The following is a 23,190-nucleotide window of genomic DNA, read 5'->3' as shown; positions in this document are numbered from 1 at the left end:
GGACGACGTCTGGCCGAAACGCGCGGGACACAGTCCGGAACTAGCTTCCCGGGAATGGCGGACCTGTTCGACGGCTACCCCCTCGGGCAGCAGTGGGACGAGATGTTCGGCAGTCCCGGCCAGCCGCGGTCGGCCTACGCCGGGCTCTTCACCTCGCTGCAGCCGATGGCGGGGGAGGAGCTCTCCGCCCGGGCCGACCTGCTCTCCCAGACCTACCGCGACGCCGGGGTCACCTTCGCCCACGCCGGCGAGGAGCAGCCCTTCCCGCTCGACATCGTGCCGCGGGTCATCGGGGCGGAGGAGTGGGACGTCATCGAGCGCGGGGTGGCCCAGCGGGTGCTCGCGCTCGAGGCGTTCCTGGCCGACGTCTACGGCGCCGGGGAGGTCTTCGCCGACCGGGTCGTGCCGCGCAGCGTCGTCACCACGAGCGCGCACTTCCACCGCCAGGCGCACGGGCTGGTGCCGCCCAACGGCGTCCGGGTGCACGTCTCCGGCATCGACCTGGTCCGCGACGAGGCCGGCGACTTCCGCGTCCTCGAGGACAACCTGCGCTCGCCGTCGGGGGTCAGCTACGTCATCACCAACCGGGCGGCGATGAGCCAGGTGCTGCCCGAGCTGTTCGCCGACCACCGCATCCAGCCGGTCGACGACTACCCGACGCGACTGCTTGCCGCGCTCAAGGCCTCCGCGCCGGCCAACGTCGCCGACCCGACGGTCGTCGTCCTCACCCCCGGCGTCTACAACTCCGCCTACTTCGAGCACGCCCTCCTGGCCCGCCAGATGGGCGTCGAGCTCGTGGAGGGCCGCGACCTCGTCTGCGCCGGCAACCAGGTCAGCATGCGGACGACGGACGGCCAGCGCCGCGTCGACGTCGTCTACCGGCGGATCGACGACGAGTTCCTCGACCCGGTGCACTTCCGGCCCGACTCGGTCATCGGTTGCGCCGGCCTGCTCAACGCCGCCCGCGCCGGCCGGGTGACGATCGCCAACGCGGTCGGCAACGGCGTCGCCGACGACAAGCTGCTCTTCACCTGGGTGCCCGACCTGGTGCGCTACTACCTGGGCGAGGAGCCGGTGCTGGCCAACGCCGAGACCTACCGGCTCGACGACCGCGAGACCACCGAGTGGGTGCTCTCCTCGCTCGACCAGCTCGTGCTCAAGCCGGTCGACGGCTCGGGCGGCAAGGGGATCGTCATCGGCCCGCGCGCGGACGAGAAGACGCTGGCCGACCTCGCGGTGAAGGTCCGGGCCCGCCCGCGGGACTGGATCGCGCAGAAGCCGATCGGTCTGTCGACGTGCCCCACGCTGATCGGCGGCCGGATCGCGCCCCGGCACGTGGACCTGCGACCGTTCGCGGTCAACGACGGCTCGAAGGTCTGGGTGCTGCCCGGCGGGCTGACCCGGGTCGCGCTGCCGGAGGGCGAGCTGGTGGTCAACTCCAGCCAGGGTGGTGGCTCCAAGGACACCTGGGTGCTCAGCGGCGCCCGCCCGGCCGCGAGCCGCGAGGTGCCGGAGTCGACCCGCATCGAGTTCACCGCCGCCGACCTGCCCGACGACCCGCCGGCGCAGGACCCGGGGCCGCTGAACGACACCGTCGTCGGCCAGTCCCAGCAGCAGCAACAAGGAGCGTTTCGCGCGCGAAACGCTCCGGAGGACGGGGGGACGACGCCGTGCTGAGCCGGATCGCGGAGTCGCTGTTCTGGATCGGCCGCTACGTCGAGCGGGCCGACGACACCGCCCGGATCCTCGACGTGCACACCCAGCGGCTGGTCGAGGACCCGTGGATCGACGAGCGCCGGGCCTGCGCCAACCTCCTCGCGCTGATGGGCTCGCCCTGCCCGGAGGACGAGGCCGACACCGAGCGGGTGCTGGCCACGCTGGCCTTCGAGCGGGACAGCCCGAGCTCGATCGTCGGCGCGCTGTCGGCGGCCCGGGAGAACGCCCGCGGCGCCCGCGAGGTCCTCTCCGGGGAGATCTGGGAGTCGCTCAACGTCACCCACAACGCCCTCCCGCAGCAGCGCACGATGGCCCGGCGGTACGGGCCGCACGCGCTGTTCCGGTTCGTCCGGGAGCGCTCGGCGATGGTGTTCGGCCTGGCCGACTCCACGATGAGCCGCGACGAGAGCTGGCTGTTCCTCGTGCTCGGGCGGTCGCTGGAGCGGGTGGACATGACCGCCCGGATCATCTCCACGCGGGTGCTGGCCGGGGACGCCGCGCCGTCCTGGACGCTCGTGCTGCGCTCCACCGGCGCCTACGAGCCCTACCTGCGCACCTACCGCGGGGTGGTCGACTCCAGCCGGGCCGCGGAGTTCCTGCTGCTGGACCGGCTCTTCCCGCGGTCGGTGTTCGCCGCACTGGACCAGGCAGAGAGCTGCCTGGCCGAGCTGGAACGCAGCACCGTCCGGGACACCACCCGGATCGGCGTCGCCGGCGAGGCACACCGGATCGTCGGCCGGGCCCGGACGCTGCTGGAGTACATGAGCACCCCGGAGCTGCTGTCCCGGCTGCCCGCGCGGCTGGAGGAGCTGCAGCGCACCTGCTCGGCGGCCAGTGCCGCGGTGAGCAACCACTTCTTCACCGAGCAGGCGCCTCAGGTGTGGGTGCCGGAGGGCGTGGCGTGAGCGTCCAGCAGCAGCAGGTGCACGGCGGGCGCCCGTCGTCGTCCCGGTGGCGGCTGCAGGTCGTGCACCGCACCCGCTTCTCCTACGCCGGCCGGGTCCGCTCCTCCTACAACGAGGCCCGCCTGACCCCGGAGAACAGCGGCCGGCAGACGACCCTGCGCTCCCGGGTGGAGATCGAGCCGGCGGCGACGGTGCACGCCTACCGCGACTACTGGGGCTCCACGGTCACCGCGTTCGACCTGCACTCCCCGCACGAGGAGCTGGTGGTCACCGGCACGTCGATCGTCGAGGCCGGCCCCGACCCGGTCGGGCACGAGCACGTCGACTGGGCGGTCCTGCGCGGTCCGGAGGTGCGCGACGCCTACGGCGAGCTGCTCAGCTCCACGCCGCTCACCGCGGTCGACGACGAGGTGGTCGCGGAGGCGCGCGCCGTGGCCGGGGACCTGCCGCCGCACGAGGCCGCCGACGCCGTCTGCCGGTTCGTGCGCGGGCACATCGAGTACCTGTCGGGCGCCACCCACGTGAAGACGACGGCGATGCAGGCCTGGCGGCACCGCAAGGGCGTCTGCCAGGACATCTCGCACGTCACCGTCGGCCTGCTGCGGGCGCTGGGGCTGCCGGCGCGCTACGTCTCCGGCTACCTGCACCCGAAGCGGGACGCCGAGATCGGCCGGACCGTCACCGGCGAGAGTCACGCCTGGGTGGAGTGGTGGGACGGCGGCTGGTGCGGGTTCGACCCCACGAACTCCGTCGAGGTCGGCACCCGCCACGTGACGCTGGGCCGGGGGCGGGACTACGGCGACGTCTCCCCGTTCCGCGGCATCTTCTCCGGCGCCGGCAGCAACGGGCACACCGTCACCGTCGAGGTCACCCGCCTCGCCTGAGCTCCACGGGAGATCAGGCGTAGTCCTTGAGCAGGCGGGTGACGCCGACCGGCTCGTCGACGGCCGCGTCGGGGTCGGGCAGGACCTCGCTGCGGTCGGCGAGCCGCGGCCGCCAGGCCGGCGGCGCGGCCTCGAGCCAGGCGGCGCCGGCGTCGGTGAGCCGGCCGTCGCTGCGCAGCGGTGCCCAGCCGCGCAGCACCGCCAGCGCCTCGGCCGCGGTGACCAGCAGGGTGCCCATCCCGCGGCGGCGCAGCGCCGGGGCGACGCGGACGTCGTCGACGATCCCCGAGCGGTTGTACCAGCGGACCTCGCCGATGCGGTCGGCCATCCGCAGGCCGGCCGCGGCCACCTCGCGCGGGGTCACCACCGCGCCCGCCCGGAACGGCCCACCGGTGAAGGCCAGCAGCGAGGACGCCGCGATCGGGCTGGTGGCGTGGTGCAGCTCGGCGAACCACAGCGTCGGGCAGCGGTCGCTGAGGTCCTCGGAGGGGACGAGCCGCACGACCGCGCCGTCGACGGTCCGGTAGCCGACCTCGACCAGCCAGCCCGCCGGCCGCCGGCCCCCCGCCTGCAGTGCCGTCATGTCCACGGGGGTCCCGGCGGCGAAGCGCCCGGAGCCGACGGCGACGAGGGCGTGCTCCCGCGACTCCGGGCCGCTGTCGGCGATCCGTGCCCACCACACCCCCGAGGGCGCCGGTGGCGGGGTCAGGGCCACCAGGCGGAGCCGCTGGGCCGGATCGCGTCGGTCGCCCCCGGACGAGCGGGGGGCGGGTGCGGCGCTGGTCATGACGGCCTCCGGGACGTAGTGCGGGAACGACCGGCAGGAGCCGGCGGGCACAGCGTCGGCGAGCGCACTTGCGGGGCCCTTGCGGCTGACTGGGACGCCCAGGCCGGCGTCCCCCGGGCCCGGAGGAGATCCGCCGGGGTCACACCGGCGGATCTCCTCCGCGGCAGCCAGGGATACTGGGCGTGATGAGCGCACCCGTGAACCTGGTCAACCTCGAGCGGGTGTCCAAGGCGCACGGCACCACCGTGATCCTGGACGACGTCTCCCTGGGCGTCGCCGCCGGTGAGCGGATCGGCATCGTCGGCCGCAACGGCGGCGGGAAGACGACGCTGCTGTCGGTCCTCACCGGCGTCGAGGAGCCCGACTCCGGCCGGGTCACCCGCCGCGGGGACCTGGCGATGGGGGTGCTCGACCAGTCCGGGACGCTGCCGCCGGGGACGACGGTGCGCGACGTCGTCCTGCCGACCACGCGGTTCGCCTCCGAGCACGAGTGGGCCGCCGACCCGGCGGTGCGCAGCGTGCTGGCCGGTCTGGAGCTCGACCGGCTCGGGCTGGACAGCCCGGTCGCGCCGATGTCCGGTGGCGAGCGGCGCCGGGTGGCCCTGGCCGCCCAGCTGATCCGCCCGCTGGACCTGCTGGTGCTCGACGAGCCGACCAACCACCTCGACGTGGAGGGCGTCGCCTGGCTGGCCGACTACGTGAAGCGGCGCAGCGGCGGGCTGCTGGTCGTCACCCACGACCGCTGGTTCCTCGACGAGGTGTGCACGACCACGTGGGAGGTCGCCGACGGCGACGTGCACGCCTACGAGGGTGGCTACTCGGCGTACACGCTGGCCCGGGCGGAGCGGGCGCGGATCTCCGCGGTCACCGAGGAGCGCCGGCTGAACCTGGTCCGGAAGGAACTCGCCTGGCTGCGCCGGGGGCCGCCGGCGCGCACCAGCAAGCCGCGGTTCCGCATCGAGGCCGCCGAGGCGCTGATCGCCGACGAACCGCCGCCGCGGGAGACCATGGCGCTCAAGGGCTTCGCCGCCCGCCGGCTCGGCAAGACGGTCTTCGACGTCGAGGACGTCGACTACGCGGTGCAGACCCCGGCCGGCCCGCGCACCCTCTTCGCCGACCTCACCTGGCACGTCGGCCCGGGCGACCGGATCGGCGTCGTCGGCGTCAACGGCGCCGGGAAGACGACGCTGCTGCGGATGCTGCTCGGCGAGATCGTGCCCGACCGTGGCCGGATCGTGCAGGGGCAGACCGTCGCCCCGGCCTACCTCTCCCAGCACGTCGCCGAGCTGCCGCCGCGGCTGCGGGTGCTCGAGGCCGTGCAGGAGGTCGCCCGGATCGCGCGGATCGGCAACCAGGAGATCTCGGCGTCCTCGCTGGCCGAGCGGTTCGGCTTCGCCACGAACCGGCAGTGGACGCCGGTGGGTGACCTCTCCGGCGGCGAGCGCCGGCGCCTGCAGCTGCTGCGGCTGCTCATGGGCGAACCGAACGTCCTCGTGCTCGACGAGCCGACCAACGACCTCGACATCGACACCCTCACCGCGCTGGAGGACCTGCTCGACGGGTTCGCCGGCACCGTGCTGGTGGTCAGCCACGACCGCTACTTCGTCGACCGCGTCTGCGACTCGGTCGTGGCGCTGATGGGCGACGGCACGATCGCCGCGCTGCCCGGCGGGGTGGAGGAGTACCTGGCACGGAGGGCCGCCGGCGAGGCCGCCCTGTCCGGCGGGCACGCCGGGACGGGCACCGGGACCGGAGCCCCCCTGCACGCCCCGGCGGTCTCCGCCGCCGACGCCCGCGCGGCGAAGAAGGAGGCGGCGCGCCTGGAGCGGCGGCTGGCGAAGCTCGACGCCGACGAGAAGAAGCTGCACGGGCAGCTGGCCGCTGCGGCGAGCGACTACGCGAAGGCGGCCGAGCTCGACGCCCAGCTGCGCGAGGTGCTCGCGGAGAAGGAGCAGATCGAGACCGACTGGCTGGCCGCCGCCGAGCTCGCGGAGGGCTGACCTCCCGGGCATGCCCCGGACGCGCTCGTGCTCTGCCCACCATGGTGGGCAGAGCACGAGCGGCGTCGCCGGGCGTGGTCACGTCCGGTGGGTAAGCTCTCCACTACCGCCGGCCGTCGTTCGACCGACGTTCTGTGGTCCCCGAGCCGCCATCGACTCCCGGGAGACCCGTGCTCGTTCTGCTGCTCCTCCACCTGCTCGCCGCGCTGCTCGCGCCCGTGCTCGTCCGGTGGTGGGGCAGATCGGCCTTCCTCGCGCTCGCACTGGTCCCGGGAGTCGCCTTCGGCTGGGTGCTGGCGCAGCTGTCCGTGGTGCTCGACGGCGGTGAGGTCTCCGAGACCGTCTCCTGGGTCCCGGCCCTGGACCTGGACCTGGCCTTCCGGCTGGACGCGCTCGCGCTGCTGTTCGCCGCGCTGGTCACCGGCGTCGGTGCGCTGGTGCTCGTCTACTGCGCGCGGTACTTCGCCGCGGACGAGGAGGGGAACGCGCGGTTCGCCGGCACGATGGTCGCGTTCGCCGGCTCGATGCTCGGCCTCGTCCTCGCCGACGACATGCTCCTGCTCTACGTGTTCTGGGAGCTCACGACCGTCTTCTCGTTCCTGCTGATCGGCGGGTCCGGGCGCCGGCTGGCCGCCCGCCGCGCCGCCACCCAGGCACTGGTCCTCACCACCGCCGGCGGCCTGGCCATGCTGGTCGGGCTGATCATGGTGGGCCAGACCAGCGGGTCCTACCTGCTGTCGGAGGTCGTCGCCGACCCTGGCAGCGGCACGGTCATGACCGTCGGCACCGTGCTGGTGCTCATGGGCGCGATCACCAAGTCGGCGATGGTGCCCTTCCACTTCTGGCTGCCGGCCGCGATGGAGGCCCCCACCCCGGTCAGCGCCTACCTGCACGCCGCCGCCATGGTGAAGGCGGGCATCTACCTCGTCGCGCGGCTGGCCCCCGGGTTCGCCGACGTGCCCGGGTGGCGGCCGATCGTGCTGGGCCTCGGCCTCGCGACGATGCTCGTCGGGGGGTACCGCGCGCTGCGGCAGAACGACCTCAAGCTGCTGCTCGCCTTCGGCACCGTGAGCCAGCTCGGCTTCCTGCTCGTGCTCGTCGGTGCCGGCAGCCGGGAGCTCGCGGCCGCCGGCCTGGCGATGACCGTCGCGCACGCGCTGTTCAAGTCCGCCCTCTTCCTCAGCGTGGGCGTCATCGACCACGCGACGGGGACCCGTGACCTGCGCGAGCTCTCCGGCCTGGGCCGGCAGCTGCCCGTGCTGGCCGGCGTCGCGGTCCTGGCCGGCGCGTCGATGGCCGGCGTCCCGCCGCTGTTCGGCTTCGTCGGCAAGGAGGCGGCGTTCACCGCGCTCTGGGAGGGCGGCCTCGCCTCCCGCACCGCCGCGGGGTTCGAGCTGGCCGGGCTGGTGGTCGGCTCGATCCTGACCGCCGCCTACACGTTCCGCTTCCTGTGGGGCGCCCTCGCCCGCAAGCCCGGCGTCGCCGACACCGTCGTCGCGCACCGGCCCGGCCCGCTGTTCCTCGCCGCCCCCGTCGTCCTGGCGTCGGTCGGGCTGCTCGCCGGGCCGGCCAGCCCGCGGCTCGCCGCGCTGGTCACCGAGTACGCCGACACGCTGCCGCTGCTCGCTCCGGAGTACGAGGAGCTGGCGCTGTGGCACGGGCTCCAGCCGGCGCTCGGGCTCACGGCGGTCACCCTGCTCGGCGGCTACGCCCTGTTCGCCGCCCGCGACGGCGTCCGCCGGTTCCAGCGCAGGTTCGCGGTGGGGGCCTCGGCCGACGAGGGGTACTGGAACGTCATCCAGGGCCTGGACCGGCTGTCGGTCCTGGTCACCGGCACCACGCAGCGCGGCTCGCTGCCGGCCTACCTCGGCACGATCCTCGTGGTGGTCCTGGCGCTGCCGGGGACCCTCCTGCTCACGCAGGCGCCGTGGCCGGGGGAGTGGCGGGCCTGGGACACCCCGGTGCAGGCGATGGTCGGCGTCGTCGTCGTCAGCGCGGCCGCCCTCAGCCTGCGCATCCGGCAGCGGCTGTCGGCCGTCCTCGTGGTCGGCGTGACCGGCTACGGCACCGCGGTCCTCTTCGCCCTCCAGGGAGCACCGGACCTGGCGCTGACCCAGTTCCTGGTCGAGACGCTCACCCTCGTCGTCTTCGTGCTGGTGCTGCGCAAGCTGCCCAAGGACATCGGCGAGCGGCACCTGCCCCGCGAGCGGGCGGTGCGCGGCGTGATCGCCGTGGCCGTCGGCGCCTTCATGGCCGCGGTCGGCGCCGTGGCCCTGGGCGCGCGGACGGCGACGCCGGTGTCGGTGGACTACCCCGAGGCGGCCTACGACTTCGGCGGCGGCAAGAACATCGTCAACGTCACCCTGGTCGACATCCGCGCCTGGGACACCCTCGGCGAGATCTCGCTGCTCGTGGTGGCCGCCACCGGGGTCGCCAGCCTGGTCTTCCTGCGCAGCCGCACCGGCGGGGTGGACCGCGCCGCCCGCACCGAGCTCGCCCAGGCCGACCACCGGCCGAGTTGGCTGGCCGCCAGCGCCACCCTGGACCCCGACCGGCGGTCCGTGGTGCTCGAGGTGGTCACCCGGATCCTCTTCCACACGATCCTGGTGTTCTCGATCTACCTGCTCTTCTCCGGCCACAACGAGCCGGGCGGCGGCTTCGCCGGTGGGCTGGTCGCCGGCCTCGCCCTCGTCCTGCGCTACCTCGCCGGCGGCCGCTACGAGCTGGGGGAGGCGGCGCCGGTCGCGCCCGGCCTGCTGCTGGGCACCGGGCTGCTCTTCGCCGGCGGCACCGGCGCGGTCGGCCTGATGCTCGGCGGCGAGGTGCTGCAGACGGCGATCCTGGAGACGACGCTCCCCGTTCTCGGCGACGTCAAGCTGGTGACCTCGCTGTTCTTCGACATGGGCGTCTACCTGATCGTCGTCGGTCTCGTGCTCGACGTGCTGCGCAGTCTGGGCGCCGAGCTGGACCGCCAGGACGACGAGGACGACCCGATCGAGCTGAACGAGGGAGAGGTGGTCGTCCGATGACCCCCACCGTCGTGCTGCCGCTGATCATCGGTGGCCTCTACGCCGCGGGCGTCTACCTGCTGCTGGACCGCAGCCTGACCCGCGTGCTGCTGGGCTTCCTGCTGATGGGCAACGCCACCAACCTGCTGCTGCTGTCCAGCGGCGGCCCGGCCGGGCTGGCACCGATCCTGGGCGTCTCCGACCCGGAGGACATGAACGACCCGCTGCCGCAGGCGCTGATCCTCACCGCGATCGTGATCACCTTCGGGATCTCGGCGTTCGTGCTCGCGATGATCCACCGCTCGTGGCGGCTGGTCCGGCAGGAGGTGGTCGGCACCGACGAGGAGGACCGCCGGGTCGCCGCCCGGAAGGGCACCGACGCCGACGAGCTCGACCCGGACGACCTCGTCCCCGGGGACCGGCCGGCCGGGCACGCCGACAGCCTCCGTGGCGCCGATCTCGACGACGTGCCGGCCGACGACGTCGACCTGCCGGCGGGCAACCGGTGATCAGCGTCCTCGCGCCCTTGCCGGTCCTGATGCCGCTGCTCGGGGCGGCCGGTGCTCTCCTGCTGGCCCACCACCCCCGCGCGCAGCGGACGCTCAGCCTGCTCGTCATGACCGCGGTGCTGTCGGTGTCGGTCGCGCTGCTGTTCCTGGCCGACTCCGAGGGCCCCACAGCGGTCGCCGTCGGCGGCTGGCCGGTCCCGCTGGGGATCGTGCTGGTCGTCGACCGGCTCTCGGCGCTGATGCTCGTCGTGGCCTCGACCGTGGCGCTCGGGGTGCTCGTGTTCGCCGTCGGCCAGGGCTCGGCCGACCGCGACGAGGACACCCCGGTGTCGATCTTCCACCCGACGTTCCTGGTCCTCGTGGCGGGCGTGAGCAACGCCTTCCTCGCCGGGGACCTGTTCAACCTCTACGTCGGCTTCGAGATCCTGCTGATGGCCAGCTACGTGCTGCTCACCCTGGGCGGGACCGCGCCCCGCATCCGCGGCGGGATCACCTACGTCGTCGTCAGCCTGACCAGCTCGCTGCTGTTCCTCGCCGCGATCGGGCTGGTGTACGCGGCCACGGGCACGGTCAACATGGCCGACCTCGCCGTCAAGCTGGGGGACCTGCCCGAGGGCACGCAGGTGCTGCTGCAGTCGATGCTGCTCATCGCGTTCGGCATCAAGGCCGCCGTCTTCCCGCTGTCGGCCTGGCTGCCCGACAGCTACCCGACCGCCCCGGCGCCGGTCACCGCCGTGTTCGCCGGCCTGCTCACCAAGGTCGGCGTCTACGCGATCATCCGCACGCAGACGCTGCTGTTCCCCGGCGGCGCGCTGGACGACCTGCTGATGTGGGCCGCGCTGGCCACGATGGTGATCGGCATCCTCGGCGCGGTCGCGCAGACCGACCTGCGCCGGCTGCTGTCGTTCACGCTGGTCAGCCACATCGGCTACATGGTGTTCGGCATCGCCCTGGGTACGGCGGCCGGGCTGGCCGGCGCGATCTTCTACGTCGTCCACCACATCGCCATCCAGACCACGCTCTTCCTGGTCGCCGGCCTGATCGAGCGGCAGGGCGGGACGACGTCCATCGACCGGCTGGGCGGGCTGGCCCGGCGCGCGCCGCTGCTGGCGGTGCTGTTCTTCGTCCCGGCGATGAACCTCGCCGGCATCCCGCCGCTGTCGGGGTTCATCGGCAAGCTGGGGCTGCTCGAGGCAGGTGTGGCCGACGGCAGCGCCCTGGCGTACACGCTGGTCGCCGGGGGCGTCGTCACCAGTCTGCTGACGCTGGTGGCCATCGCACGCGTGTGGACCCGCGCCTTCTGGCGGCCGCCGACGCAGGCTCCCGCCGAGGACACCGCCGCAGCCGCTGCGGCCGCCGCGGGTCCCTCCGGCGACGGTTTCGCGCCCGCGGCGGAGGACGGGGACCTGACCGCGCGGCAGGTGGCCTGGCGCCGGCACACCCGCGTGGCGACGGCGGCCGACCCGGACATCGCGCCGGCCGCGTCCGCGGTGCGGGCGCTCCGGCCGCTCCCGGGCGCGATGGTGTCCGCCACGGCGGCGCTGGTCGCGGTGACCGTCGCCCTGACCGTCGTCGCCGGGTTCCTCTACGGCCTGGCCGACCGGGCCGCCGACGACCTCGTGGAACGGACGCCGTACATCGAGGCCGTCTTCGACGCCCCGGCCGCCGAGGACGCCGAGTGAACGAGCTCGCGAGTTCGCCCAGAGGTTCGGGCAACGCCGACCGGTCGCCGCTGCGGCTGCGGCACCAGCTGCCGCTGCTGGCCTGGCTGGTGTTCGTCTGGATCCTGCTCTGGGGCACCTGGTCGTGGGCGAACGTGCTCTCCGGCGTCGCCGTCGCGCTGCTGGTGACGCTGCTGCTGCCGCTTCCGCACGTGGTGGGCGGGACCCGCGTGCGGCCCCTGCCGCTGCTGGCGTTCGCCGGCCACTTCGTGCTGGACCTCGTGCTCTCCGGCGCGCAGGTGGCCTGGCTGGCGCTGCGCCCCGGCGGGCAGGGCAACTCGGCGATCGTGCGGGTGCAGCTGCGTACCGACTCGGACCTGCTGTCCACGATGGTCGCCGAGGCCGTGTCGCTGGTGCCGGGCTCCCTCGTGCTCGACCTCGACCGCGAGGACCGGACCATCACCGTCCACCTGCTGCACGTCCGCGACCTCGCGCACGTCGAGCAGGAGCGGGCCGACGTCCTCGTCGTCGAGGAACGGCTGGTGCGGGCGTTCGGCTCGGCCGAGGACCTCGCGGCGATCGACCGCGACCTCGAGCGCCGGGGACGCGCGAGAGGAGGGACCCCGCGATGACGGTCGTGACCTACGTGCTCTACGGGCTGATCGGCGGAGGAGCGCTCCTGGCCCTGGTCCGCCTGGCCTGGGGGCCGTCGCTGCTGGACCGGGTCGTCGCCACCGACACGCTGCTGGTGATCATCTCCGCCGGGCTGGCGGTCTACGCGGCGCTGGAGCGGGACCCCACCGTGGTCCCGGTGCTGGTGGTGGTCTCGCTGCTGGCGTTCGTGGGCTCGGTGTCGATCGCCCGGTACGTGGGCGGGATGCTGCGCCGGTCGGCCAGCGGCGACGGCCGGGACCTCGGCCTTCCGCAGGCGGCCGAGGAGCGGGAGGCCCGGTCGTGACCGCCGTCGTGGACGTCGTCGCGATGGCCTGCCTGCTGGCCGGTGCGTTCCTCTGCCTGACGGCGGGGCTCGGGCTGGTGCGCTTCCCCGACGTGCTGTCCCGGATGCACGCGGGCACCAAGCCGCAGGTGCTCGGCGTGCTGCTGGTGATGGTCGGCGCGGCGATCCGGCTGCACGGCTGGTCCAACGTCTGGATGCTGCTCCTGGTGGCCGCGTTCCAGCTGCTCACCGCGCCCGTGAGCGCGCACATGATCAGCCGCGTCGCCTACCGGCGGCGGCACGTGCGTCGCGACCTGCTGCTGGTCGACGAGTTCGACGCCGACCAGCAGCAGTCCGGTGACGCGCCCGCGGACGCCGGGCCGGAACCGCCGGCTACCGCTGGGCGCGGTTGACCGCCGACACGACCGCCCGCAGGGAGGCGCTCACGATGTTGGGGTCGATACCGACGCCCCACAGCACCCGGTCGCCGACGGCGCACTCGACGTAGGCCGCCGCACGGGCGTCGCCGCCGGCCGACAGCGCGTGCTCGGTGTAGTCCAGCACCCGCACGTCGACGTCGAGGCTCTTCAGCGCGTCGACGAACGCCGCGATCGGCCCGTTGCCGCGGCCCTGGACGGTGACCGGGACCCCGCCGTCGACCAGCTCGACCGACATCTCGTCGACCTGGCCGTCCCCGTGCGCGGTGTGCCGGTGGCCGGTCAGCGAGAAGCGGCCCCACGGCGCGGCCGGGTCGGGCAGGTACTCACTGCTGAACGCGGCCCACATCTGCTGGGCGGTGACCTCGCCGCCCTCGTCGTCGGTGTGCCGCTGGATGACCGCGCTGAACTCGATCTGCAGCCGGCGCGGCAGGTCCAGGTGGTTCTCGGTCTTCATGATGTAGGCGACGCCGCCCTTGCCGGACTGGCTGTTCACCCGGATCACGGCCTCATAGCTGCGGCCGACGTCCTTGGGGTCGATGGGCAGGTACGGAACCGCCCAGGGCATCTCCTCGACCGGCTTGCCGGCGACCACGGCGTCGGCCTCGAGGGCCTTGAAGCCCTTGTTGATCGCGTCCTGGTGGGAGCCGGAGAAGGCGGTGTAGACCAGGTCACCGCCGTACGGGTGCCGCTCGTGGACGCCCAGCTGGTTGCAGTACTCGACGGTGCGCCGGATCTCGTCGATGTCGGTGAAGTCGATCTGCGGGTCGATGCCCTGGCTGAACAGGTTGAGCCCCAGCGTGACCAGGCAGACGTTGCCGGTGCGCTCGCCGTTGCCGAACAGGCAGCCCTCGATCCGGTCGGCGCCGGCGCGGTAGCCGAGCTCGGCGGCGGCCACGGCGGTGCCGCGGTCGTTGTGCGGGTGCAGGCTCAGGACCACGGCGTCGCGCCGGCCCAGGTTGCGGTGCATCCACTCGATCTGGTCGGCGTAGACGGTGGGCTCGGCCATCTCGACGGTCGCCGGCAGGTTGAGGATCGTCGGCCGGTCGACGGTGGGCTCCCACACGTCGGTGACGGCGTTGCAGACCTCGACGGCGAAGTCGAGCTCGGTGCCGGTGAAGGACTCGGGCGAGTACTCGAAGCGGATCTCGGTGTCGCGCATCTGCTCGGCCAGCTTGCGGACCACCTGCGCGCCGTGGACGGCGATGTCGACGATGCCGGCACGGTCGGAGCCGAAGACCACGCGGCGCTGCAGGGTGCTGGTGGAGTTGTAGAGGTGCACGATCGCCTGCTTGGCGCCCACCAGCGACTCGTAGGTGCGCTCGATCAGCTCGTCGCGGGCCTGGGTCAGCACCTGGATCGTGACGTCGTCGGGGACCAGGTCGTCCTCGATCAGCTGGCGGACGAAGTCGAAGTCCGTCTGGCTCGCCGCGGGGAAGCCGACCTCGATCTCCTTGTAGCCCATGCGGACCAGCAGCTCGAACATGCGGCGCTTGCGGTCGGGGGTCATCGGGTCGATGAGCGCCTGGTTGCCGTCGCGCAGGTCGACGGCGCACCAGCGGGGGGCCACGGTGGTGACCTTCTCCGGCCAGGTGCGGTCGGGCAGTTCGACGGGCGTGAACGGCGCGTAGCGGCCGATCCGCATCGGGGAGGCCTGCTGCGGGTTGCGGGCGTGCGGGTGGTTCGCGTTCATGGGGGTGCTCCTCTGGCGCGGGCTGGACTCAGCTCCGGTGGGGCGGTCAGCAGGCGCCGGGAACGCTTCCGCTCACGGCAGATCACCGCGGCGAGGGGGCCGACCTAGGAGAGGGCCTCGCCGCGGCGGGTAAGCAGGAGGCTGCCGCGCACGCCCCCACGGTATCAGCGGCTCAGCCGAGGTCGCACCTGCACACGCAGTCGTCGGTGTGCTGCTGGCGCACGCCGGCCTCGTCCTCGGTGCAACCGGGCGGGCAGTCGCAGACCCAGGCCGGGATCGGCTCGAGCTCCCCGGCGTCCCGCCGGCGCTCCCACTCCGCGCGCTGTCTGCGCCGGATCCCGTCCCGCCGCGCCGCCGCCCGCTCGGCAGGGGAGTCGCCCGGCCCCGGCTGACGGTGGTCGTCCGGGACGCCGGTCATCGAGCGGGAGGCGTCGCGTCGCCTGCGGTCCCGGTCGAAGGAGTACGTGGGCTGTCTCCTGCTGTAGCGCTCGGGCCCGTGCCACCAACCGTCGTCGGAGAGGCGGGTGTCGAGGTGGGCGGGGAACCGTCTGCCGGCGCTGTCCCGCACGGCGTCGTCGGCCATCGCCCTGACCTCGCGCCCCTCCCCGTCGACCAGCGCGAGCCGCAGCCCGGCGAGCGCAGCGGCGCGGGTGAGAGTTCTCAGGTCGAGTCGACCGGTGCCGGCCTCGGCCGCCCCCACGGCGGACTTCGAGACGCCGAGGGCGGCAGCGAGGTCGCGCTGTGACAGGTCAGCGGTACGGCGGATGCGGCGGAGCAGCCCGGCGACGTCGACGTCTCGCATACGGGGATCGTCGATCCGGGTGCCGGCCCCGGTGGGCCGTCATGTCCTCCTGTGGACGCTCGTGCTCTGCCCACAGCCGTGGGCAGAGCACGAGCGTCGCGCGGTGTATGCGCGCCGGCCGCCCCTTGTGCTCTGCCCCGTGAGACGGGGCAGAGCACGGGGCACGGGGAGGAGAGGTGCCCGGGAGTCGACCCGCCGAGCAGCTGGCTCTCACACCTGCGCGGCCGCCCAGAGGACGCAGGCCAGCAGGATCACCACACTGGTGAGCAGGGCGGTGCCGGTGGTGCCGGGTGAACGCATGTCAGACCATCCCGAACTTCTCGCTGTGGATGCGGTCGCGGGGGACGTCGAGCCAGTCGAGGTAGTCCTCGACGGCCTCGACCATCTGTCCCCCCGAGCAGATGAAGTACTGCAGGGAGCGGCGGTGCTGCGGCAGGAGCCGCTCCAGGAGGGCTGCGTCGACGTGCCCGCGGACGCCCTCCCACTGGTCGGAGGGGCGACTGATGACGTGGACCACCCGCAGGTTGAGCCGGCCCTGCAGCCGGGCGAGCTGGCGCACGCCGGTCACCTGGTCCTCGTAGCGGTTGGCGAGGACGAGGGTGCAGGGCCGCTGGTCGCCCTGGTCGGCGAGCGTCGACAGCATGCTGAGGAACGGGGTCACGCCCACCCCCGCCGCGATGAACACGAACCCCATGCCGGGGTGTCGTTCCAGGGTGAACGACCCGTGCGGACCGTCGACGTACACCGTGTCGCCGACCCGCAGGCCCCGGATCGAGTCGGTGAAGTCGCCGACCTGCTTGATCGTGAACTCCACGCGCGAGGAATGCGTGCTCGAGGACATCGAGAACGGGTGGTAGGTCAGCGTGAACGGGCTTCGCCCCGGGAGGATCCAGGCGAACTGCCCGGCCCGGAAGCGGAAGGGTCGGGCGTGCCGGCGGGCGGGCTCCAGGCCCACGGTGACGCTGCCGCCCGGCTCCGGCCACAGCTCGGCGACGCGGAACCGACGCCGCCACAGCATCAGGGGCTTGACCAGCCGGACCCACACGGCCAGCCACAGGAAGGCCGCGGCGTAGAGCAGCCAGACCAGACGGACCAGTGGCTCGCCGAAGTAGTAGTGGACGCCGAACGCGTGCCCCAGCCCCGCCAGGACGATGACGACCCCGAGGGCCGAGTGCAGGACATGCCAGACCGGGTAGCTGATCCGCAACGCCCGGCGCCAGATCGACGTGACCATGAGCGCGAGCAGTGCGACGACCGACAACCACGCCAGCTTGGCCCGCAGTGGGTCGTGGACGACGTCGAGCAGCCGGCGGTAGTGGTCGGAGACGCAGAAGAGCAGCACCGGGTGGCCGAAGGCGGCGACGACGGCGAGGAACGAGATCTGCCGGTGGTAGCGCAGGACCGCGTCGATCCCGAACGGGGCGGCCGCGCCGGTGAAGCGGGCGGCCAGGGCGAACTGGAGGCCGAGCACGGACAGCGCCACGAAACCCAGCGCCACCGACAGGTTGACGACGAAGCCGCGGCCCTCGCGGGCCTCCCCGAAGCACAGCGCCAGCGGCGTGAGCCCGAGGACGATGTGCGCGGCGACCCAGGCGGTCGCCCGTCCCCCGGAGGTCGGGGCGGCCCGCCGTGGCCTGCGCTCGACCACCGGGTAGGCGCCGGAGGTCGGCGCGGCGCGGTCCACGGGCGGCGGTGCGTAGGCCACCCGGGCCTGGGCATGCCGGCCACCGCCGCGGGGCGGGGCGGGCTGCGGGGACATGACTGCTCCTGGGGACGGCCGGGGAAGGGCTCGGGGTGGCGCGGCCGGCGCGGCGGCCACGACGTCACCGTCGGGATGCGCTGCGCTACGTGCTCGGACGGGAACACTAGGTGAGCAGAGCGGCCGCTGGAAGGCCTGGGACGGAACGGTCCGCATCCCTGCAGGTCGAGAGTGCGGTGAGGTGCGTCACCGGCCCGCCACGCCCGCGGGGGCGCGCCGAGCGAGGCAGCGATGCCGGGGTCAGAAGCCGCCGCGGAGGCGGAGCTTGAGGGGGCGGCCGTCGGGGTCGTCGAGCAGCCGGTAGACCGGCGTGGCCCAGAGCCGGGTGGACAGGCTCAGCCGCTCGGGCGCGTGCCGCCGCAGCCGGCCGCGGGGGCGGGGTCCCACGCGTCCCCCGGCATGCCAGGCGTCGAGCGCCTCGGCCCCGGCTTCCAGCGTCTCCACGAACGCCTGGGGGTCGAGCAGGTCGACGTCCTCGGCGCCGTCGGGGTCGCGGTCGGTGTGCTCCCGGGCGAGCTGCAGCCGCAGGTCGCGGGCGAACACGCGGGCGCCGTCCCCGACACCGGTGGGGTCCCGCGGCTCCCGCTCGTCGCGCGTGGTGTCGAGGACGGTGCTCGACAGCTCGCTGTCGTGCGTCCACGACCGGCGGTTGAAGTTGTCGCTGCCCACGCTGGCCCAGACGTCGTCGACCACGCAGACCTTGGCGTGCACGTACACCGGCGTCCCCTCGTGGTTCTCCACGTCGAACACGTGCACCCGGTCCGGCCCGGCCTCGCGACACAGCTCCAGCGCCTGCCAGCGGCCCACGTACTGCGGCCGTGAGGCGAAGGCGCCGTCCTGGTCGGGCACCCGGGGCACCACGACCACCAGGTGCAGGCCCGGATTGCGGCGCAGCGCGTCGGCGAACAGCTGCGCGACCTCCTGCGACCACATGTACTGGTCCTCCAGGTAGACCAGCCGGTGCGCCCGTTCGATCGCCTTCGTGTACCCGCGGGCGATCGATCGCTCGCCCTGCGGCGCGAAGGGATACGGGGGCCGGATCGCCGGATAGGTCCGGAGGTTCTGCACCACGTGCGGCCCGCAGGGCGGCGGAGGGGGCAGCTGGGCCGGCAGCGGGTCGCCGTGGGTGCGCGCGTGGTTCAGCTTGTCGCGCACCCAGGCGATCGGGTGGTCGGTGTCGGCGCCGTGGGGGTCGTCCCAGCGCTCGCGGAACACGGTGTCGAGCACGTGCACGGCCGGCCCGCGGAGCTCCAGCTGCACGTCGTGCCACGGCGGGGTCGCTCCGTAGGCCTCCGCCATGGCCAGCGACTGCGGGTCGCCCCGGTGCTCGCCGTCGTCCCGCCGGCTGTGGCACAGGTCGATCCCGCCGACGAAGGCGACGTCCCGCGAGGCGTCCTGGTCGTGCCGCAGCACGACGAACTTCTGGTGGTGCGACCCGAACCGGCGCACCCGCTGGTCGAGGATGACCTCCCCGCCACCGTGCTCGATCTCGCGGTCCAGCGCGCGGTTCTCCTCCTTGCTGAACGCCGCCCCGTCGACGTGCGACCGCCACACGAGCCCGCGCACCGTCACCCCGCGGCGCACCGCCTCGGTGAACAGCTGTGCCACGGTCGGTCCGCCCGGCCGCAGCTGCTCGTCGGGGTCGCCGCGCCAGTCGGTGAAGAACAGGTGGTCCCCCTCGTCGAGGCGCTCCACGCACTCCACCAGCCGGTCGAAGTAGGTGGATCCGTGCACGAGGGGGGTGCACAGGTTGCCGGCGGTCCAGCCCGGCACGTCGGTCGCGGGGTTGCCGCGCTCCTCCGCGCTGAGCATCCACAGCTCGGGGTCCTCGCCGTCCAGCAGCTGCTCGTGTCCGCCCATCCGGTGATCACATCCCGCCCTCCACGGGGACGCAACCACGGCCACCGCCGGAGGCGTCGGTAGCCTCATACCCCGTGGCCCTCGTCGTCCAGAAGTACGGCGGCTCCTCCGTCGCCTCCGCCGCGCACATGAAGCGCGTCGCCGAGCGGATCGTGGCCGCCAAGAAGGACGGCAACGACGTCGTCGTGGTGGTCTCCGCGATGGGCGACACCACCGACGAGTTGCTCGACCAGGCGGCCCAGATCACCGACGCCCCGCCCGGGCGCGAGCTCGACATGCTCCTCACCGCGGGCGAGCGGATCTCGATGGCGCTGCTGGCGATCGCGATCAGCACGCACGGCTACGAGGCCCGGTCGTTCACCGGCTCGCAGGCCGGCGTGATCACCACCTCCAGCCACGGCCGGGCGCGGATCATCGACGTCACGCCGGGCCGGCTGCGGTCGGCGCTGGACGAGGGCTCGATCGTCATCGTCGCCGGCTTCCAGGGCGTCAGCCAGGACACCAAGGACGTCACGACGCTGGGCCGTGGCGGGTCGGACACCACCGCGGTCGCCGTCGCCGCCGCGCTCGAGGCCGACGTCTGCGAGATCTACACCGACGTCGACGGGGTCTTCACCGCCGACCCGCGGATCGTCCCGAACGCCAAGCGGCTGGACACCGTCACCTACGAGGAGATGCTGGAGCTGGCCGCCTCCGGCGCCAAGGTCCTGATGCTCCGCTGCGTCGAGTACGCCCGCCGCTACGGCATCCCCGTGCACGTCCGCAGCTCCTACTCACAGCTCCCCGGCACGATCGTGACCGGCTCGATGGAGGACCTCCCGGTGGAACAGGCGATCATCACGGGCGTCGCGCACGACCGCAGCGAGGGCAAGATCACGGTCTACGGGGTGCCGGACCGGCCGGGCGAGGCCGCCCAGCTCTTCCGCGTGCTCGCCGACGCCGAGGTCAACATCGACATGATCGTGCAGAACGTGTCGGCCGACGCGAGCAAGCTCGCCGACATCTCGTTCACGCTGCCCAAGAGCGACGGTCCCGCCGCGCTGGCCGCGCTGGAGGGGGTCAAGCACACCGTCGGCTACACCGACGTGAGCTTCGACCAGCACATCGGCAAGGTCTCGCTGGTCGGAGCGGGCATGCGCTCGCACCCGGGGGTCTCCGCGAAGTTCTTCGGCGCCCTGGCCGACGCCGGGGTGAACCTCGAGCTGATCAGCACCTCCGAGATCCGCATCTCGGTGGTCTGCCGCGACAGCGACGTCGACATCGCCGTCCGCGCGGTGCACGACGCCTTCGACCTCGGGACCGACGAGGCCGAGGCCGTGGTCTACGGAGGGACCGGACGATGAGCATGCGCCCGCTGAACATCGGCGTCGTCGGCGCGACCGGCCAGGTCGGCGCCGCGATGCGCTCCATCCTCGCCGAGCGCGACCTGCCGATCGCGTCGATCCGCTTCTTCGCCTCCGCCCGCTCGGCCGGCACCACGCTGCCGTGGGGCGACGGCGAGATCACCGTCGAGGACGCCGCCACCGCCGACCCCACGGGGCTGGACGTCGCGCTGTTCTCGGCCGGCGCCACCACCTCCCGCGCGCAGGCCCCCCGCTACGCCGCGGCCGGCGTGATCGTGATCGACAACAGCTCCGCCTTCCGCCGCGACCCGGAGATCCCGCTCGTCTGCAGCGAGGTCAACCCCGGCGACATCGCGAAGGCGCACGGGCGGATCATCGCCAACCCGAACTGCACCACCATGGCCGCGATGCCGGTGCTCAAGCCGCTGCACGACGAGGCCGGGCTGGTCCGCATCGTGGCCAGCACCTACCAGGCCGTCTCGGGCTCCGGGATCGCCGGCGTGCAGGAGCTGCACTCGCAGGTCAGGGCCGTCGTCGACAAGGCCGACGAGCTGGCCTACGACGGCAGCGCGGTCACCTTCCCCGAGCCGCAGAAGTACGTGCGGCCGATCGCGTTCAACGTGCTGCCGATGGCCGGCTCGGTCGTCGACGACGGCACGTTCGAGACCGACGAGGAGCAGAAGCTCCGCAACGAGAGCCGCAAGATCCTCGGCATCCCGGACCTCCGGGTGTCGGGCACCTGCGTGCGCGTCCCCGTCTTCACCGGCCACTCGCTGTCGCTGAACGTGGAGTTCGAGCGGCCGATCAGCGTCGAGCGGGCCACGGAACTGCTCGCCGGCGCGCCCGGGGTGGAGCTCTCCGACGTCCCCAACCCGCTGCAGGCGGCCGGCCGCGACCCGAGCTACGTCGGCCGGATCCGGCAGGACCCGGGCGTCGACGGCGGCCGCGGCCTGGCGCTGTTCGTCAGCAACGACAACCTCCGCAAGGGCGCCGCGCTCAACACGATCCAGATCGCGGAGCTCATCGCCGCCTCCTAGCGGAGTGCGAGAGCGCAGGGAACCTGCGCTCTCGCACTCCGCTAGGGCTTCACGTGGCGGAGGGCGAAGTCCAGCGCGAGCTCGACCTGCCGGATGGTCTCCTCGATGACCAGGGAGCCGTGGCCGGCGTCGAAGCGGTACACCTCGTGCGGCTTCTCCAGCCGCTCCAGCTCACCCAGGTAGTTGTCGATCTGCCGGATCGGGCAGCGCGGGTCGTTGGCGCCGGCCACCACGAGCACCGGCGCGCGCACCTGCTCGACGTACGTGATGGGCGACGACCGCACGTACACGTCCCGCACCTCGTCCGGTGAGCCGCCGAAGAGGGCGCGGTCGTAGGCGCGCAGCCCCTCCATCTCGTCCTCGTAGGCGGCGAGGTAGTCGGCCACCGGCACCTCGGCGATGCCGGCCGCCCACCGCTCCGGCTGCGTGCCGAGACCCAGCAGGGTGAGGAAGCCACCCCACGAGCCGCCGGTGATCAGGGCACGCGAGGGATCGAGGAAGCCCTCGTCGACCAGGGCGTCGTAGACGGCGGCGACGTCCTCCAGCTCGGTCGGTCCCGGGCGGCCGGTCAGCGCGTCCCGCCAGGTGCTGCCGTAGCCGGTGGAGCCCCGGTAGTTGACGTGCACGACCGCGTAGCCGGCATCGACGTAGGCCGCCCGCCGGGCGCGGTAGGAGTCGTCGTCGGCCGCCTCCGGGCCGCCGTGCACCAGGAACGCGGTCGCGTACGGCGCCTCGCCGGCCGGACGGACGACGAGCGCGTGGATGTCGCCCCCCGGTCCCGGCACCCAGCGGTCCTCGACCGGATAGGCGGCCGGCGGCTCCTCGCCCGGCGCGGCCAGCACGACCGGACCGTCGGCCCGGCGGATCACCGGCGGCAGCTCGGCCGAGGACCAGGCGAGCTCGACGGAGCCGTCGGGCCGGGCCGTGGCGCCGCGGACGACGCCGCGCGGGGTCTCCAGCTGCTCCAGCGCCCCCGTGGCGAGGTCGTAGCGGTAGACGTCGCTGCGGGCGGCGTGGTCGTGGCCGACCAGCAGCGCCGAGCCGTCGGGGTACCAGCCCGCGGTCACGTCGCCGGGCAGGTCCAGCACGATCTCGGTCTCAGTGTCGGCCTCGACGTCCCAGACCAGCAGCTCCTCGCGGCCGCGCCGTTCGTGCCCCACCAGCAGGCGGCGGTCGCCGGTCAGCGGCGCGAACTCCAGGGCGTGCAGCCCGCGGCCGTCGCCGTCCCACTTCTCCGCGACGACCGCGGGGGTCTCGAGCGTGGTGTCCCCGGTCCGCAGCACGCGCAGCGCCGGGTACCGCGGGTCGCCGTGCTCGGAGTGCGAGATCACCAGCAGGTCCTCGTCGTACGTCAGCGCGTCGACCGAGGCGGGGTCGGCGTGCCGGTAGACCACCCGCGGGGAGCCACCGACCGGGGCCAGCCACAGCTCGCTGCCGTCGTCGGTGGAGCGGCCCACCGCCACCACGGTGTCGCCGATCTCGAGCCCGGCGGGATAGGCCGGGCCGACCTCCGGGACCGCCACGCGGTCCTCGCCACCGGTGAAGGGCTGCACCATCCAGACGCCGAACTCGTCGCCGTCGGTGTCGGCGAACCACCAGATGGTCTCGCCGTCGGGGGAGAGGGTGCCGATCAGCGTGCCGTTGGGCCGGTCGGTGGCCTGCCGGTGGACGTCGGTCGTGCGGTCCCAGGCGTACTGCTCGACGACGCCGCTGACGTCGGAGGAGTAGAGGTTGCGGTGCGGGGCCTCCAGCGCCCAGTCGGGCAGGCTGACCCGCGGGGCGCGGAACCGGGCCTGCCAGCGGGCGGTGACCTCCGGGGAGAGGGCGGACGACGGAGCAGAGGCGGTCACCC

General features: G+C 73.5%; 18 protein-coding genes. 12 read left to right on the top strand and 6 right to left on the bottom strand.

The features are described 5' to 3' along the window. Nucleotides 1-54: 54 nt before the first annotated feature. The 3 genes from N555_RS0109045 to N555_RS0109035 are packed head-to-tail and all read left to right on the top strand — an operon-like array spanning nucleotide 55 to nucleotide 3,505. Nucleotides 55-1,677, top strand: a complete 1,623-nt coding sequence (locus N555_RS0109045; protein WP_051683864.1) for a circularly permuted type 2 ATP-grasp protein — start codon at nucleotides 55-57, stop codon at nucleotides 1,675-1,677. Then, nucleotides 1,671-2,621: an alpha-E domain-containing protein gene (locus N555_RS0109040; RefSeq protein ID WP_029431171.1), complete on the top strand. Its 951-nt coding sequence runs from the start codon at nucleotides 1,671-1,673 to the stop codon at nucleotides 2,619-2,621. The genes N555_RS0109045 and N555_RS0109040 overlap by 7 nt, the downstream gene beginning before the upstream one ends. After that, entirely contained in the window at nucleotides 2,618-3,505 is an 888-nt protein-coding gene (locus tag N555_RS0109035) for a transglutaminase family protein (RefSeq protein WP_231502669.1), read from the top strand. Before N555_RS0109040 ends, N555_RS0109035 begins: the two co-directional genes overlap by 4 nt. A gap of 13 nt (nucleotides 3,506-3,518) precedes the next feature. Here the strand turns inward: N555_RS0109035 and N555_RS0109030 are convergent, their stop codons facing one another. Then, nucleotides 3,519-4,292 carry a GNAT family N-acetyltransferase gene (locus tag N555_RS0109030; protein WP_156036276.1) on the bottom strand — a complete coding sequence of 258 codons (774 nt, stop codon included), beginning with the start codon at nucleotides 4,290-4,292 and terminating at the stop codon, nucleotides 3,519-3,521. 185 nt (nucleotides 4,293-4,477) lie between these two features. On the opposite strand from N555_RS0109030, the gene N555_RS0109025 reads away from it, so the two are divergent. From N555_RS0109025 to mnhG, 7 genes are all read left to right on the top strand, one after another. Beyond that, nucleotides 4,478-6,292 (top strand): ABC-F family ATP-binding cassette domain-containing protein, encoded by a 1,815-nt coding sequence (locus N555_RS0109025; RefSeq protein ID WP_029431168.1) that lies wholly within the window; start codon nucleotides 4,478-4,480, stop codon nucleotides 6,290-6,292. Between the two features lie 170 nt (nucleotides 6,293-6,462). Then, nucleotides 6,463-9,321: a Na+/H+ antiporter subunit A gene (locus N555_RS0109020; RefSeq protein ID WP_029431167.1), complete on the top strand. Its 2,859-nt coding sequence runs from the start codon at nucleotides 6,463-6,465 to the stop codon at nucleotides 9,319-9,321. Then, a complete protein-coding gene (locus N555_RS0109015; protein WP_029431166.1) occupies nucleotides 9,318-9,809 on the top strand; it encodes a Na(+)/H(+) antiporter subunit C in 492 nt (163 codons plus the stop codon). Before N555_RS0109020 ends, N555_RS0109015 begins: the two co-directional genes overlap by 4 nt. A 17-nt stretch (nucleotides 9,810-9,826) precedes the next feature. After that, the gene (locus N555_RS0109010; protein ID WP_231502668.1) at nucleotides 9,827-11,491 is read left to right on the top strand and encodes a Na+/H+ antiporter subunit D; all 1,665 of its coding nucleotides are present in this window, start codon (nucleotides 9,827-9,829) and stop codon (nucleotides 11,489-11,491) included. After that, complete coding sequence (locus N555_RS0109005) at nucleotides 11,488-12,102, top strand: Na+/H+ antiporter subunit E (protein WP_081866084.1); 615 nt, start codon at nucleotides 11,488-11,490, stop codon at nucleotides 12,100-12,102. The genes N555_RS0109010 and N555_RS0109005 overlap by 4 nt, the downstream gene beginning before the upstream one ends. Then, a complete protein-coding gene (locus tag N555_RS0109000) occupies nucleotides 12,099-12,428 on the top strand; it encodes an MrpF/PhaF family protein (RefSeq protein ID WP_029431163.1) in 330 nt (109 codons plus the stop codon). The genes N555_RS0109005 and N555_RS0109000 overlap by 4 nt, the downstream gene beginning before the upstream one ends. Continuing rightward, nucleotides 12,425-12,820: a monovalent cation/H(+) antiporter subunit G gene (gene mnhG / locus N555_RS25785; protein ID WP_081866083.1), complete on the top strand. Its 396-nt coding sequence runs from the start codon at nucleotides 12,425-12,427 to the stop codon at nucleotides 12,818-12,820. The genes N555_RS0109000 and mnhG overlap by 4 nt, the downstream gene beginning before the upstream one ends. Here the strand turns inward: mnhG and leuA are convergent. The 4 genes from leuA to N555_RS0108970 all read right to left on the bottom strand — a co-directional run bounded on the left by leuA (nucleotide 12,801) and on the right by N555_RS0108970 (nucleotide 18,958). Beyond that, nucleotides 12,801-14,537 (bottom strand): 2-isopropylmalate synthase, encoded by a 1,737-nt coding sequence (leuA, locus tag N555_RS0108990; RefSeq protein WP_029431161.1) that lies wholly within the window; start codon nucleotides 14,535-14,537, stop codon nucleotides 12,801-12,803. The genes mnhG and leuA overlap by 20 nt on opposite strands. Before the next feature lie 172 nt (nucleotides 14,538-14,709). Beyond that, nucleotides 14,710-15,339, bottom strand: coding sequence for a helix-turn-helix domain-containing protein (locus tag N555_RS25780; protein ID WP_034509420.1), 630 nt, complete (start codon nucleotides 15,337-15,339; stop codon nucleotides 14,710-14,712). Between the two features lie 301 nt (nucleotides 15,340-15,640). Then, the gene (locus N555_RS0108975) at nucleotides 15,641-17,098 is read right to left on the bottom strand and encodes a ferredoxin reductase family protein (protein WP_051683863.1); all 1,458 of its coding nucleotides are present in this window, start codon (nucleotides 17,096-17,098) and stop codon (nucleotides 15,641-15,643) included. A gap of 240 nt (nucleotides 17,099-17,338) precedes the next feature. Next, nucleotides 17,339-18,958 (bottom strand): phospholipase D family protein, encoded by a 1,620-nt coding sequence (locus N555_RS0108970; protein WP_051683862.1) that lies wholly within the window; start codon nucleotides 18,956-18,958, stop codon nucleotides 17,339-17,341. Nucleotides 18,959-19,032: 74 nt separating this feature from the next. Here N555_RS0108970 and N555_RS0108965 point away from each other — a divergent pair, with 74 nt between their 5' ends. Together N555_RS0108965 and N555_RS0108960 are read left to right on the top strand one after the other, a co-directional pair. Next, nucleotides 19,033-20,301: an aspartate kinase gene (locus N555_RS0108965; protein ID WP_029431157.1), complete on the top strand. Its 1,269-nt coding sequence runs from the start codon at nucleotides 19,033-19,035 to the stop codon at nucleotides 20,299-20,301. Beyond that, entirely contained in the window at nucleotides 20,298-21,338 is a 1,041-nt protein-coding gene (locus N555_RS0108960) for an aspartate-semialdehyde dehydrogenase (RefSeq protein WP_231502667.1), read from the top strand. The genes N555_RS0108965 and N555_RS0108960 overlap by 4 nt, the downstream gene beginning before the upstream one ends. A gap of 41 nt (nucleotides 21,339-21,379) precedes the next feature. On the opposite strand, the gene N555_RS0108955 is transcribed toward N555_RS0108960, so the two are convergent. Then, nucleotides 21,380-23,188 carry a S9 family peptidase gene (locus N555_RS0108955; protein ID WP_029431155.1) on the bottom strand — a complete coding sequence of 603 codons (1,809 nt, stop codon included), beginning with the start codon at nucleotides 23,186-23,188 and terminating at the stop codon, nucleotides 21,380-21,382. Between the last annotated feature and the right edge of the window lie 2 nt (nucleotides 23,189-23,190).

It is taken from the genome of Blastococcus sp. URHD0036 (assembly GCF_000701365.1).
GTDB lineage: Bacteria > Actinomycetota > Actinomycetes > Mycobacteriales > Geodermatophilaceae > Trujillonella.
Note: the sequence above shows the minus strand (reverse complement) of the source record. Positions and strands in the feature narration are given on the sequence as shown.

Excerpts from the sequence above, each read along its gene's own strand:
- N555_RS0109045 (WP_051683864.1), top strand. The coding sequence starts at position 55 with ATGGCGGACCTGTTCGACGGCTACCCCCTCGGGCAGCAGTGGGACGAG.
- N555_RS0109030 (WP_156036276.1), bottom strand. The coding sequence starts at position 4,292 with ATGACCAGCGCCGCACCCGCCCCCCGCTCGTCCGGGGGCGACCGACGC.
- N555_RS0109025 (WP_029431168.1), top strand. The coding sequence starts at position 4,478 with ATGAGCGCACCCGTGAACCTGGTCAACCTCGAGCGGGTGTCCAAGGCG.
- N555_RS0109015 (WP_029431166.1), top strand. The coding sequence starts at position 9,318 with ATGACCCCCACCGTCGTGCTGCCGCTGATCATCGGTGGCCTCTACGCC.
- N555_RS0109000 (WP_029431163.1), top strand. The coding sequence starts at position 12,099 with ATGACGGTCGTGACCTACGTGCTCTACGGGCTGATCGGCGGAGGAGCG.
- leuA (WP_029431161.1), bottom strand. The coding sequence starts at position 14,537 with ATGAACGCGAACCACCCGCACGCCCGCAACCCGCAGCAGGCCTCCCCG.
- N555_RS25780 (WP_034509420.1), bottom strand. The coding sequence starts at position 15,339 with ATGCGAGACGTCGACGTCGCCGGGCTGCTCCGCCGCATCCGCCGTACC.
- N555_RS0108975 (WP_051683863.1), bottom strand. The coding sequence starts at position 17,098 with ATGTCCCCGCAGCCCGCCCCGCCCCGCGGCGGTGGCCGGCATGCCCAG.
- N555_RS0108970 (WP_051683862.1), bottom strand. The coding sequence starts at position 18,958 with ATGGGCGGACACGAGCAGCTGCTGGACGGCGAGGACCCCGAGCTGTGG.
- N555_RS0108960 (WP_231502667.1), top strand. The coding sequence starts at position 20,298 with ATGAGCATGCGCCCGCTGAACATCGGCGTCGTCGGCGCGACCGGCCAG.